The sequence below is a fragment of the Rummeliibacillus pycnus genome (assembly GCF_050459865.1).
In the GTDB taxonomy this organism is placed as follows: Bacteria; Bacillota; Bacilli; order Bacillales_A; family Planococcaceae; genus Rummeliibacillus; species Rummeliibacillus pycnus_B.
Genome location: NZ_JBCMNM010000074.1, coordinates 19,643 through 33,145, shown reverse-complemented (window position 1 = coordinate 33,145; position 13,503 = coordinate 19,643). Strand labels below are relative to the sequence as shown.

The window sequence follows — 13,503 nt, the reverse complement described above, 5'->3', positions numbered from 1 at the left end:
AGCGCCATCTGGAGCGGTATGCTAAGTAAATACTATATATGAAATACTCACCGAATTATTGAATTGTTGGAATGACATGTAGTGTATTTTTGAAGGTAATCTCGTGTGCCTCCTTCAATATACGGCGCACTTTTCGGCGAAATTAGGATAACATACATCCTCTAATACATTTATTGTAATTAACGGTAGATGTTAAAGGCAAATTTTAGGGTAAGGATCTTACACTTAAAGACAATATTGGATTAAGTGAAATTTCTCCCAGAGGATAAAATCATCTTTTTATGCAATTTTTTCTTTACTTTATTATATGATGGATCCGTATTTACTGTTGATAAAGTACATGTTCAAGAGATAAAATTGAATGAAAATGATATTACGATCGTAAAGAGCGACAAAAAGCAAAGAAGGGGAAATTCAAATGGCAAAGAAAAAAAGACAACAAAGAACGCAATCACATACGAAGACAGTTGAAAAAGAAGAAAATCTAACTCTCCAAGATCAACTTAATAGTGATGTTTTGGCTAAGTTAAAACTTGCAAAAAAAGAGCTAGTAGCAAAAGAACAGCAGCAGCAAGAAGAAAAAGCAGCTCAGCTTGCATTTGAAAGAAAACAACGTGAGAAAAATAAATCCTTTGCAGAATTACTTGAAGAGTATGGAGATAAAGGCTCTAAATTTTAATGGAAACAAAAACGCGTTAAGAAGTATCTAACTCCTTAACGCATTTTTTAATTACGATGAGCTGTGTAAGTATCTTGTTTTGTAAAATGAATTAGTTCATCAATATTTTCGATTGTGTCCATTTTTACATAAGCTTTAATCGTTTCAGCTAATTGTTCTTTTGAACTTGCACCTACAACTGCAGATGCTATCGTTTGATGTTGTAAAATTGTTTTAAGTGCGGCAGCATGAATAGAGCTTGTAGAATGAGCAAGTTTAGTTAAAGTATTTTGAAGTTCTTCTTTACTATAATTCAAATACCCATTTGTTTTAATTAGACGATTCTGCCATTCATCAGTAAGCAATCCTTTCGCAACAGAACCTCGAGTTACAACAGATGCGCCTTGATTTGCAATGAAATCCAACCATTCTTCGGGTCTACGATCAAGCAAGTTATATTGCATCATAACAGATACAGCATTGCTAGTTGTCAAAAAGCGTTTCAAAACATTTGGTCTGATAGATGAAATACCATATTCACGAATCATACCTTCTTGCTTTAGTTCTTCAAATGCTTCTATCACCTTATCCCACTGATCTTCAATCGTACCCCCATGTAATTGATACAAATCTACATAATCTGTTTTTAAGCGATGCAAACTATCTTTAATACCTTCTTTTATATGCGTTTTAGAAGCATCCCAGTGCCATGAATCACCTGATGAATCCCAAACGTTTCCTACTTTCGTTGCTAAAATAATATCTTGTCTTTTTCCTTTTATAAATTGACCTATCATTTCTTCATTTAAGCCACGGTCGTATAGGTCTGCTGTATCAAAATAATTAATCCCATAGTCAAGGGCTGCATCCATAATATACGAAGCATCTTGTGAATTAGTTGGTAAAGACATACAACCCAAACCGATTTCAGAAATATGTAAATCACTCGAGCCTAATTGACGTTTTTTCAAAACATATCCCTCCTCATAAGATAATGGTACAATGATTTAAAGTAAAAGAACAATAGTGAGGGTTTTTTACATGGAAAAATTCGAAGAAAAAACAATATCTACAAAGCATATTTTTGATGGACGTGTAATTAAAGTACAAGTTGATCAAGTTACATTACCAAATGGTAAAACGGCAACTAGAGAATTAGTGAAGCATCCCGGTGCAGTAGGAATTATCCCGATTACAAGTGAAGGGAAAATTGTCATGGTGGAACAGTTCCGTAAGCCACTTGAACGTAGTATTATAGAAATCCCTGCTGGAAAATTAGAGGCGGGTGAAAAACCAGAACTTACGGCTATAAGAGAATTAGAAGAAGAAACCGGTTATGGTGCAATGGAGCTTGAGTTTATTCAATCATTTGCTACATCACCAGGTTTTGCGAATGAAGTGATTCATTTATTTGCAGCAAGAAACCTATTTAAAATCGCACAGCCAGCAAGTTTGGATGAAGATGAATTTGTCGAATTATTAGAAGTTTCCGTAGAAGAGGCTGAGCAATTAGTGAAAGATCAGCGTATTTTCGATGCAAAGACAATATTAGCTATTATGTGGGTAAAAAATAATCTAGTAAAATAAGGTATTTTTGAGAGCGGAAAGCATAGGTTGTACTATTAGAAAGTAGGTGACCTAGTGAATCGCTCATTGCAAATAACTTATTTTTTTCTGATCATTTCAATTGGCTTTATCGGAGGAATTATCGCATTCAAAATGACTACACCAGCTCAAAGTGAATGGCTAATTTCTATTATGGACCCTCGATTACAGTTAGATGGTAAGCCAAATTTGTGGCAATCGTTATGGCCAATAATCATGCCCTATGTATTTTTAGTGTTACTTGCTACGCATCAATGGTTTAGGCACGTTACCCGACTGGTTGTCGTTAGTAAAAGTGCTTTCTTCGGATTCTGCTCAGCCTATTTAATTGCAACGCAAAATGCTTTTTGGAACTATGCACTTTGGTGGTTCCCAGTGCAGTTTCTCTACACATGTTTATTATTATTATTTTCTATTGTCCTTGTACCAAAACCATTTTATAATAGTCGGAAAAAGGGTATACATTGGAAGAGAATTATTGTTATTAGTATATTGACTGTTATAATCTTTTTAATTGAACTCCTTATCATCCATTTCATGTTTTAATCGAAATTATTTATTGATAATAATTATCAGTAAATAGTCATTACAAAGAATTTATGTGCTTAATCTTGTAATGAGAATTGAACATTTGGTATAATGGTAGAAGTTTAGGGGGGCGTCATATGGAGAGCCGAATTGATCGTATTAAAAAACAATTACATGGTGCTAGCTATAAACTGACGCCACAGCGAGAAGCGACGGTTAGAGTACTTTTAGAAAATGAGGAAGATCATTTAAGTGCTGAAGATGTTTACCTTTTAGTAAAGGATAAAGCACCGGAAATCGGTCTAGCGACTGTATATCGTACATTAGAGTTACTAACAGAACTGAAAATTGTCGACAAGATTAATTTTGGCGATGGAGTGTCTCGTTATGATTTACGACAAGAAGGAGCAGCTCACTTTCATCATCACCTCGTATGTATCGAATGTGGCGCCGTCGATGAAATTCAAGAAGACTTACTTGAGGATGTGGAAGCAGTAGTAGAAAAACGCTGGAACTTCCAAATCAAAGATCACCGATTAACTTTCCACGGTATCTGCTGGCGTTGTAACGAAAAGCATGCAGAAGAAAAATAACAAAGAACTTAAAAATGAATAATAGTTTATAGCGATAAGTAAAGGATGGCGGAGGTGCTGTCCTTTTTTATTTTGCTAGGATAAAAAACACAGTTGATATTATAAGAGAAAAAGTATTGTGCATTTGCACTATATTGCGTGCTTTCTACGGAAATGACCGCAAATTAACATTTTTAGGAGGGGTTCAGCTGTGCAACAAGAAATACAAGATGCGATTGCAGATTATATACATTTTCTACGAGCCGAACGTCAATTATCCGATAACACACTACAATCATACGAACGCGATATAAAAGATTATACAAAAAATATATTTGAAACTCAGCAGCTTGAGACCTTCGATGATATTGAGCGATTCCATATACTTCAGTATTTACAAGAATTGCGTAACAAAGGAATATCTGCCCGATCTGTCTCAAGACATATCTCATCCATCCGCTCTTTTCATCAATTTTTGCTAAGAGAGAAGAGATGTGATCATGATCCAACTGTGCATATTGAAATGCCTAAAATTGAACAAAAATTACCGAAAATATTATCAATAGAAGAAATTGATCGACTAATATCAGCACCAATTGTTGCAAAACCTCAAGGCGTTCGCGATCGAGCAATGTTAGAATTACTTTATGCAACAGGAATGCGTGTAAGCGAATGCATCGAACTGAATATAGATGATATTCATTTAACGATGGGGTTTGTGCGAGTATTTGGTAAAGGTGGGAAAGAGCGTATCATTCCATTAGGTGGTTCTGCTATTGAATCTTGTACAAACTATTTAAATAAGGCTCGTTTCCAATTAGAAAATGCAAAAATGCGAACAGAAGCGTTATTTATTAATCAAAGAGGGAAAAGATTAACTAGACAAGGCTGTTGGAAATTGATGAAGGGTTATGCAGAAAAGGCTGGTATTGAAAAAGAATTAACACCGCATATATTACGGCACTCTTTTGCGACACATTTAATCGAAAATGGAGCGGATTTAAGAGCTGTACAAGAAATGCTTGGTCATGCGGATATAGCGACGACGCAAATATACACTCATATTAGTAAGACGAGATTATCTGAAGTGTATAAACAATTCCATCCAAGGGCATAATATATTGCTTTTCGTCAGATGTCTGACCTTTATTTTTTTCCGAAATTTGATAGAATGAATGTATGAACAAGGAGGATAATTTGATGAACACAAAACCATTTAAACGTATTCACTTAATCGTTATGGACTCGGTAGGTATTGGTGAAGCTCCAGATGCAGCAAAATTTAATGATGTAGGCTCTGATACACTAGGTCATATCGCTAGTGAAATGAAAGGGCTATCAATGCCAAATATGCAACAACTAGGCTATACAAATATTCGAGGCTTAATCGGTCTTGAAGATCTAGAGGGTATGAAATCAGTTGAAAAACCAGAAGCATTCTACGGTTATATGCAAGAAGCTTCTGTTGGTAAAGATACAATGACAGGTCACTGGGAAATCATGGGCCTTAATATCAATAAGCCATTCAAAGTATATCCAGAAGGATTCCCACAATCATTAATCGATGAATTAGAAGAACGTACTGGACGTAAAGTACTTTGTAACAAACCAGCATCAGGTACACAAGTAATTGAAGATTTCGGTAAAGAACATATGGCAACAGGTGCCATTATCGTTTATACATCTGCTGACCCTGTACTCCAAATTGCAGCGCATGAAGATGTTGTACCTCTTGATGAATTATATAAAATTTGTGAAATCGCTCGTGAAATTACATTAAAACCTGAATACTTAGTTGGTCGTGTTATTGCTCGTCCATTCAATGGCGAACCTGGAAACTTCACTCGTACTTCGAATCGTCATGATTATGCCTTAAAACCATTCGGACGTACAGTAATGAATGAAATGAAAGACGCTGGTTTAGATGTCATCGCATTAGGCAAAATTTCTGATATTTACAATGGTGAAGGTGTAACAGAAGCAATCCGTACAAAAGACAACTCAGATGGTATGGATCAATTGGTGAAAGTTGTGAAAAAGGACTTCCATGGTCTATCCTTCATCAACCTTGTTGATTTCGACGCAAAATATGGTCATCGTCGTGACCCAATTGGCTATGGTGAAGCTTTAGAAGAATTCGACCGTCGTCTTCCAGAAGTTTTAGAATTAATGGACGAAGATGATTTACTCTTGATTACTGCTGACCACGGTAATGACCCAACATTCCCTGGAACAGACCATACACGTGAATTTGTTCCATTGATTGCTTATACACCACGATTCAAAGAAGGAAAAGCACTTCCAAAAACAAATACATTTGCATCACTTGGTGCAACAGTTGCTGATAACTTTGATGTGAAACTACCTGAATACGGTAAAAGCTTTTTACAACTATTAAAGTAAACGGGGGATGATTCCATGAGAATGGTTGATATTATTGAGAAAAAGCGTGATGGGCACGAATTAACAAGTGAAGAAATTCGCTTCTTTATCGAAGGTTATACAAATGGCTCAATTCCTGATTATCAAGCAAGTAGCCTAGCAATGGCTATTTATTTCCAAGATATGACAGATCGTGAACGTGCGGATCTAACAATGGCAATGGTTGAATCTGGAGATCAAATCGATCTTTCGGGTATTGCTGGCGTAAAAGTAGATAAACATTCAACTGGTGGTGTAGGTGATACAACAACACTTGTACTTGGACCTCTAGTAGCTGCAGTAGGTGTTCCGGTTGCGAAAATGAGTGGTCGTGGATTAGGTCATACTGGTGGTACAATTGATAAATTAGAATCAATTGAAGGATTCCACGTAGAACTAACTACTGAGCAATTTACGAAACAAGTAAATGATATTAAATTAGCAGTAATCGGTCAAAGTGGTAATTTAACACCAGCAGACAAAAAATTATATGCTTTGCGTGATGTTACAGGTACTGTTCCAAGTATTCCGTTAATTGCAAGCTCTATAATGAGTAAGAAAATTGCAGCAGGTGCAGATGCCATTGTTTTAGATGTGAAAACAGGTGACGGAGCATTTATGAAAACTGTTGAAGATTCTAAAAATCTTGCACATGCTATGGTTCAAATCGGCAAAAATGTAGGTCGTAACACAATGGCAATCATTTCCGATATGAACCAACCTCTTGGATTTGCAATAGGCAACGCATTAGAGGTCAAAGAAGCAATTGACACGTTGTCAGGCAAAGGACCAAAAGACTTAACTGAACTTTGCTTAACATTAGGTTCTCAAATGGTCGTGTTAGGTGGTCATGCAAAAACAATTGAGGAAGCACGTAAACAACTTGAAGAAGTAATTGCAAATGGGGCAGCTCTTGATGTATTTAAAAAATTCATCAAAGGCCAAGGTGGTAACCCAGCTGTAATCGATGATCCATCATTGCTTCCGCAAGCAAAATATACATTTGAGGTACCAGCAAAAGAATCGGGCTATGTAAGTCATATAGTTGCAGATGAAATTGGTACCGCAGCAATGTTATTAGGTGCTGGACGTGCAACCAAAGAATCTGAAATTGATCTTGCAGTTGGTTTAATTCTACGAAAAAAAGTAGGCGATGCAGTACAAGATGGAGAATCTCTTGTAACCATTTACTCGAATCGTGAAGACGTAAAAGAAGTAGTAGACAAAATCTATGCTAATATTGAGATTTCTACAGAAAAGGTAAATGCACCTAAATTAATTGAAGCTATCATTACAGAATAGTTTAAAGCAGTGTGAAAACCACATTGTTTTAAAGAATCAATGTGATAGAGTATTGGCAAATGGTATTGAGAGTACACATTCTCTCGATACCTTTTTCATTTTTATTATATTAATAAAAGGTAAACAAAGGATTAGCTTTTTCATACGAATACCTTTGGTGTATTTTTACACATCAGTTGATTGGAGCGGAGGGCGACGACTCCAGCGGGAAAAGCGGGACAGTCGAGACCCTGGACAGAGCAAAGCGAAGGAAGCGGCTCGGCCCCGCCCGCGGAAAGCGTTCGTCCGCAGTGGAAATCAACGGCCTGTTAACTATTCAAAAGAATTAATGTGTTTTTAGAGGCAATGTAATTTGTGAAAGAATATGTGAATGATTTAATCCAAAAGATGAGGATATCTGACAAAGTTTTTTGAACTTTTAAGATATCCTCTTTTCTATTGGGCAGAATCTCGCCATATTGCAAATCATCTAAATGAATTTATCAATTTAGTGACTTAAGATGTATTAGTTAAGAAATAGTTTTCCTTAAATAAGCAAGTGCTAATTTTAATTATATAATGTTAACGGTTTTTGTTGAAAAACATAAGAATATTTTTTAATTGATATGTTTTTCCATGATTAAAAATGAGGAATTAATTCCATACTAACGGATGGTAGCTGTCGTATTTTTTCTATCTTTAGCGTTTTGATTGTTAAATTGTCAAGGCATAGGATTCTTCTATTCTTCCGTAGAATAGTTTTTGAAAAGGAGGTATGTAAATGCAGCACCATATTGAAATTACATCAGAAAAAATTGCGATTATCCGATTAAAAGGAGAACTGGATCATCATGCAGCTCGACATATTCGAGAAGATATTTCGCAAGCTATTTACAGTGGTTATGTTCAAGATATTATTTGGAATTTAGAGGGGTTACAGTTTATGGACAGTGCAGGAGTAGGATTAATCTTAGGTAGAATGAGAGATCTACAAGTACAAAATGGTCGAACATTAATCATCAAACCATCTTCTACTATGGAGAAAATTTTTCAGTTTTCAGGTTTAGGAAAATATATTTGGCATGAATCAGAGAAAGAAGCCATCCAAAGCTTAGGGGGGATTCTTCATGGATAACGAAATGACACTATCATTCTTGGCAATTAGTGATAATGAGGGGCTCGCTAGAATTGCAATCACAAGTTTTCTAGCTATTTTAGATCCAACAATAGAAGAATTATCAGAGATTAAAACAGTTGTCTCTGAAGCTGTTACAAATTCGATTATTCATGGTTACGACGAAGATCCAAATGGTATTGTTACGGTTCAAGCTTCTCGCCAAGGAAGAGAAGTAACGATTACGATATTAGATCAAGGTGCTGGCATTGAAAATGTGGTACAAGCCATGGAACCTCTCTATACAACAAAACCAATGCTAGAAAGGTCAGGTATGGGCTTTACTATCATGGAAAGTTTCACAGATCATTTATCTGTGCAATCAGAACTTGGGAAAGGAACGGCAGTCACCTTTAAGAAACAATTTCAACCTGTACAAGAGCCGATTTATGTAAGGTGAGAACATGACATCAAACCCGCAAGCGTCAAAAGAACTTCTGACACAGGAAAAAATGAGAGAATTAATTAAATTAGCGCAGGCAGGGGATGAAGCAGCTAGAAAAGAGATGGTAGAAGGAAATACCAGACTTGTATGGTCAATTGTTCAACGATTTACTTCAAGGGGTGCCGATTTAGAAGACCTTTTCCAAATCGGATGTATTGGACTGATGAAATCTGTCGATAAATTTGATCTATCTTATCCAGTTAAATTTTCGACATATGCTGTACCAATGATTATTGGGGAAATTCAACGTTTCCTTCGCGATGATGGTATGGTTAAAGTTAGCCGTTCAATTCGAGAATTAAATTATAAAATTCGCCATGCTTCAGATGATTTTCTAAAAGACAATGAAAGACCGCCTACACTTCAGGAGTTGGCGACAATATTAGATGTATCAATGGATGATATTGCGATGGCTAGTGATGCATTAAGAGATCCAGCATCACTTCATGAACAAATTTTTGAAAGTGATGGAGATCCAATTAGTTTAATGGATCAAATGAAAGACGAACGATCTGAAAAGCCATTCGAACATATTCCGTTAAAAGATATGCTAGAGCGACTAGGTAAACGTGAACAGTCTGTCATTTATTTACGCTATTACCTCGACTGTACGCAAAGTGATATTGCTGAAAGATTAGGTATTTCACAAGTTCAAGTTTCCCGTTTAGAAAAGCGAATTTTAGCACAGCTTAAGATTTGGCTAACAGATCAGCAATATGAACAATTGGTAAAGGTGGCAGATCATGAGTAGTAGTACCAACAATGAAACACAAGCGATTTTCCAAAGTAACCAAGCAGCAGAGGCTTTCATGATTTCCCAATTCGGGAAAAGTGAAAGCTTCGATATCAATATGAAATATATACATGTTCATAATATGGAAGTATTTACGATTAACATTAATGGTTTAATCGATAGTCAAAATTACACTCGTTTAATAACCGCAATGCAGCCCACCGCTGTTTATGAAAGAGATAAATTCACATCAGGTGAAGCAAAAGTAGATAGAAAGCATGATACAAACGAATCAGATGGGGCTAATTCACAAAAAAGGCAAGAACACTCTAAGGAAGAAAGCGTTCAAGCAGAAGCAGATTATTTTTTTGAATGCTTTCCCTTCTTTGCTTGGGAGCTGCAAACTTCAAAAGAAAAATTATTAACGGCTATCATGAGTGGGCAAATAGCTTTTATCACACCATCTGGTATCGCTATTACTGCCGATTTTAGAAGTTATCCCGGAAGAAATCCAGAGGAACCTGATAATGAGAAGGTAATTCGAGGATCGAGAGATGGTTTTACAGAAAATATTATACAAAATTCAGCTCTCATTCGTAGGAGAATACGTGATACATCATTACGATTTGAGTTACACCAAGTATCTGAAAAAAGTCAAATGGATGTAGCTATTGTTTATTTAAAAGAAATTGTCAATGATGAACATCTAAACTATGTAAAGGAACGTTTAGAGAAGATCAAGCATGATGGATTGACTATGGCAGATAAATCCTTAGAAGAATGGTTAATAAAACAACGCTTCCATCCATTACCTTTTGTAAGATATAGTGAAAGACCTGATATTGTGGCAGCACATATATTAGAAGGACATATTGCAATTGTTGTGGATACATCTCCTTCAGTTATTTTAGTGCCAGTGACTATTTTTCATCATTTGCAACATGCAGAAGAATATAGACAGGCACCTGCAATTGGAACAGTCGTACGATTTTTACGTTTTTTTGGAGCTTTTCTTAGCTTCTTCTTACTGCCTCTTTGGTATCTGCTTGTTAAGCATCCCGAATACGTCCCTTCATTTATGGACTTTATAGGTCTCAATAAAAAAGCCACTATTCCTCTCCTTATACAAATTCTGATTGCAGATATTGGTATAGAGTATTTAAGGCTAGCAGCTATCCATACGCCAACGCCTTTGTCAACGGCAATGGGGCTTGTAGCAGGTATCGTTATTGGCCAAATTGCAATAAACGTAGGACTCTTTTCTGGAGAGGTTGTCCTTTATACAGCGGTTTCTGCTATTTTCACTTTTGCTATTCCATCATATGAACTGAGTGTATCTGTTAAGATTTTCAGAGTCATATTATTGTTACTAACAGCCGCCTTTGGTGTTAATGGTTTCTTTATCGGTATTTTAGTTACAGTATGGTATATGGCATCATTAAAACCAATGAATGTTCCTTATTTGTGGCCACTTATTCCATTCTTCCCTAATGCTTTCGCACATGTATTAATACGTTATCCATTGACAAATGATGCACCAAGACCGTTCTTAGTTGGAGCTAAGGATCGAAACCGTTCATGATGAAGAGCCATTGCATCTGCTCTTCTATCGTGTTAAAGTTCATGATATAGAAAATTCCGTGTATTCTTACAAATGAACATGGATACGATAGGAGAGATTGGATGCATTTATATGGAACCCAAGCTATTACAGAAAATGACCATTTATCTATCGGTGGTGTCGATACAGTAGAATTAGCAAAAACATATGGTACACCACTATTTGTTTATGACCTCGCTTTATTTCGAAAGAGAGCTCGTGGATTTATCGATACATTTAAAGAAGCTTCCGTTTCAGCGCAAGTTGCTTATGCTAGCAAGGCCTTTTCAAGTGTGGCTATTTATCAACTGGCTGCACAAGAAGGCTTGTCTGTTGATGTTGTTTCAGGTGGTGAATTATACACAGCATTACAAGCAGGATTTCCAAGCGAAAAAATCCATTTTCATGGAAACAATAAGAGCTTGCATGAATTAGACTTTGCATTTGAATCTAAAATCGGTTGCATTGTAATTGATAATTTTCATGAAATTGAACTTTTAAAAAAATTGTCTGCACATCGTAAACAAAAAATGCATGTATTAATTCGCGTAACACCTGGGGTCGAAGCACATACACATGATTTTATTACAACAGGGCAATCTGATTCAAAATTTGGTTTTGATTTAAGCAACGGTCAAGCAGATGCTGCTTTTAAAGCACTATATGATGATCCATATTTAGAATTACAAGGAATGCACTGTCATATTGGTTCACAAATATTTGATACAACAGCTTTTCGACTAGCAGCTAAAAAGTTGACTGATAAAATGGGCGAATGGCAAGAACAATATCAATTCCATACGACTGTTTTAAATTTGGGTGGAGGATTTGGTATACGTTATACAGACGAAGATGCTCCGCTACAACCAGCAGTTTATGTAGATGATATGATTAAAACAGTGATACAAGAGGCAAAGAAACTACATTTGCCAATGCCTGAAATTTGGATAGAACCTGGACGTTCATTGGTAGGGGATTCCGGAACAACACTTTATACGATTGGTTCTCAAAAAGAAGTTCCTAATATACGTAAGTACTTGGCTGTAGATGGAGGTATGTCAGATAATATTAGACCTGCTCTTTATGAAGCTAAGTATGATGGGGTAATTGCCAATAAAATGTCACAACCTCTTACTGAAACTTATACGATTGCTGGCAAACTATGTGAGTCTGGTGATAAACTGATTGAGAACATTAATCTACCAGCGGCCGAACCAAACGATATTCTTGCAACATTTTGTACAGGTGCATATGGTTATTCAATGGCGAGTAACTATAATCGTATTCCTAGACCAGCTGTTGTGTTCGTTGAAAACGGTGAACATCAGTTAGCAGTGAAAAGGGAAAGTTATGAGGATCTTGTGAAGTTAGACCTTCCGCTATCAATTGGAAGGGGGTAACCCAAACGTGAAAAAAAATAATATCATTTTGTTAATATCCTTATTTGTTATGGCATGCATATGGGGTGTTATTTATTGGGTTTTTATAGCACCTAACTCAATCCCTAAATAATGGGAAAAAATTTGCGTATTTTTTGCTTTTCGTGTAGGATATTCAAGGATATTTAAAGGCAAAAAAAGAGGGATTTAATATATGTTATTTCGTTATAAGAAAGCATACGAAAAAATTGCAATGGGGCTCTTGTCTTTTATGCCCGAACATAAAGATGTAAAAAAGTTACAAGAGACGATTTGTCAATATAATTCTGATCCAAACTGGCAACTGTTCTTATGGAAACAAGCAGAAGATTATATTGGTCTTGTTGGTGTAGAGATGAAGGATAGTCAATGGATTGTTAGACATATATCAGTAGATCCATCTCATCGTGGAGAAGGACTTGGAGTAGAAATGATTCGACAGCTTTCAGAAATGGATTTATGCGGTTCAATTACAGCTGATAGTGTAACTGAATCCTTTATCCAAAAATGTCTAACGATGTTAGAAGAAGCAGACAACGAGTATTAATGTCTGCTTCTTCTTTTTTCTTCACGTTCTAAAAGAATATTGGAACGATCTCTAAGGAAATGTTTGTTTTGAAGAAAATAAGTATCACTAGGAGGGAGAACTAAAATAGCCTGATCTACAATAGATTTTAAAGTTGGGGATATAATATCAATATACCAACACTCATAAAGATCATGCTGATCAATTTTTAGTTGAGAGAGATGAATTTGTTGTAATAAGTCTGAAGTATTTATTTCTTCTAAAAATGGATCGTGAATCGCTGTTCTTAATGTACGTTCTGCTTTTATTAAAATGGTTTGAGCTCCTTTAAAATTCTCACGTCTCCAGTGATATAGCCCGGTTGCAAGTTGAATCCATCCGGTAAGTGGATGGGTTTTATCTCTTGGTGCAACTTTTTTCCAATACTCCTCTAAAACTTCATGACATTCAAAATAATCTTGATTGCCATTGAAATAAGCAAGAAATTGGATAAACAAAGGATGATGCATAGGATGCATTTTGCTCACCTTTCCTCTATACTA

15 protein-coding genes are annotated in these 13,503 nt (G+C 36.0%); 13 read left to right on the top strand and 2 right to left on the bottom strand.

The features are described from left to right. The first annotated feature begins 418 nt into the window (after nucleotides 1-418). A complete protein-coding gene (locus ABE048_RS14760) occupies nucleotides 419-679 on the top strand; it encodes a YqkE family protein (protein ID WP_430312025.1) in 261 nt (86 codons plus the stop codon). Nucleotides 680-726: 47 nt separating this feature from the next. Here the strand turns inward: ABE048_RS14760 and ABE048_RS14755 are convergent, their stop codons facing one another. Next, entirely contained in the window at nucleotides 727-1,629 is a 903-nt protein-coding gene (locus ABE048_RS14755) for an aldo/keto reductase (RefSeq protein ID WP_430312024.1), read from the bottom strand. Between the two features lie 70 nt (nucleotides 1,630-1,699). On the opposite strand from ABE048_RS14755, the gene ABE048_RS14750 reads away from it, so the two are divergent. From ABE048_RS14750 to ABE048_RS14695, 12 genes are all read left to right on the top strand, one after another. Next, nucleotides 1,700-2,245, top strand: a complete 546-nt coding sequence (locus ABE048_RS14750) for an NUDIX domain-containing protein (RefSeq protein WP_430312023.1) — start codon at nucleotides 1,700-1,702, stop codon at nucleotides 2,243-2,245. A 54-nt stretch (nucleotides 2,246-2,299) separates the two neighbouring features. Beyond that, the gene (locus ABE048_RS14745; RefSeq protein WP_430312022.1) at nucleotides 2,300-2,809 is read left to right on the top strand and encodes a hypothetical protein; all 510 of its coding nucleotides are present in this window, start codon (nucleotides 2,300-2,302) and stop codon (nucleotides 2,807-2,809) included. Between the two features lie 119 nt (nucleotides 2,810-2,928). Continuing rightward, nucleotides 2,929-3,384 (top strand): Fur family transcriptional regulator, encoded by a 456-nt coding sequence (locus tag ABE048_RS14740; protein ID WP_430312021.1) that lies wholly within the window; start codon nucleotides 2,929-2,931, stop codon nucleotides 3,382-3,384. A gap of 190 nt (nucleotides 3,385-3,574) precedes the next feature. Beyond that, nucleotides 3,575-4,480, top strand: coding sequence for a site-specific tyrosine recombinase XerD (gene xerD, locus ABE048_RS14735; RefSeq protein WP_430312020.1), 906 nt, complete (start codon nucleotides 3,575-3,577; stop codon nucleotides 4,478-4,480). An 83-nt stretch (nucleotides 4,481-4,563) separates the two neighbouring features. Continuing rightward, complete coding sequence (deoB, locus tag ABE048_RS14730) at nucleotides 4,564-5,766, top strand: phosphopentomutase (RefSeq protein ID WP_430312019.1); 1,203 nt, start codon at nucleotides 4,564-4,566, stop codon at nucleotides 5,764-5,766. Nucleotides 5,767-5,781: 15 nt separating this feature from the next. Beyond that, entirely contained in the window at nucleotides 5,782-7,086 is a 1,305-nt protein-coding gene (locus ABE048_RS14725; RefSeq protein WP_430312018.1) for a pyrimidine-nucleoside phosphorylase, read from the top strand. Between the two features lie 760 nt (nucleotides 7,087-7,846). Then, the gene (locus ABE048_RS14720) at nucleotides 7,847-8,200 is read left to right on the top strand and encodes an STAS domain-containing protein (protein WP_430312017.1); all 354 of its coding nucleotides are present in this window, start codon (nucleotides 7,847-7,849) and stop codon (nucleotides 8,198-8,200) included. Next, a complete protein-coding gene (gene spoIIAB, locus ABE048_RS14715) occupies nucleotides 8,193-8,639 on the top strand; it encodes an anti-sigma F factor (protein WP_430312016.1) in 447 nt (148 codons plus the stop codon). Before ABE048_RS14720 ends, spoIIAB begins: the two co-directional genes overlap by 8 nt. A gap of 4 nt (nucleotides 8,640-8,643) precedes the next feature. Continuing rightward, complete coding sequence (locus ABE048_RS14710; protein WP_430312015.1) at nucleotides 8,644-9,435, top strand: SigF/SigG family RNA polymerase sporulation sigma factor; 792 nt, start codon at nucleotides 8,644-8,646, stop codon at nucleotides 9,433-9,435. Continuing rightward, on the top strand, nucleotides 9,428-10,999 hold the full coding sequence (locus ABE048_RS14705) for a spore germination protein (protein ID WP_430312014.1): 1,572 nt from the start codon (nucleotides 9,428-9,430) through the stop codon (nucleotides 10,997-10,999). Before ABE048_RS14710 ends, ABE048_RS14705 begins: the two co-directional genes overlap by 8 nt. Nucleotides 11,000-11,100: 101 nt before the next feature. After that, complete coding sequence (gene lysA, locus ABE048_RS14700) at nucleotides 11,101-12,417, top strand: diaminopimelate decarboxylase (RefSeq protein ID WP_430312013.1); 1,317 nt, start codon at nucleotides 11,101-11,103, stop codon at nucleotides 12,415-12,417. A 193-nt stretch (nucleotides 12,418-12,610) separates the two neighbouring features. Continuing rightward, a complete protein-coding gene (locus ABE048_RS14695) occupies nucleotides 12,611-12,982 on the top strand; it encodes a GNAT family N-acetyltransferase (RefSeq protein WP_430312012.1) in 372 nt (123 codons plus the stop codon). On the opposite strand, the gene ABE048_RS14690 is transcribed toward ABE048_RS14695, so the two are convergent. After that, nucleotides 12,979-13,479: a DUF309 domain-containing protein gene (locus ABE048_RS14690; RefSeq protein WP_430312027.1), complete on the bottom strand. Its 501-nt coding sequence runs from the start codon at nucleotides 13,477-13,479 to the stop codon at nucleotides 12,979-12,981. The two genes, ABE048_RS14695 and ABE048_RS14690, sit on opposite strands and share 4 nt — an antisense overlap. Between the last annotated feature and the right edge of the window lie 24 nt (nucleotides 13,480-13,503).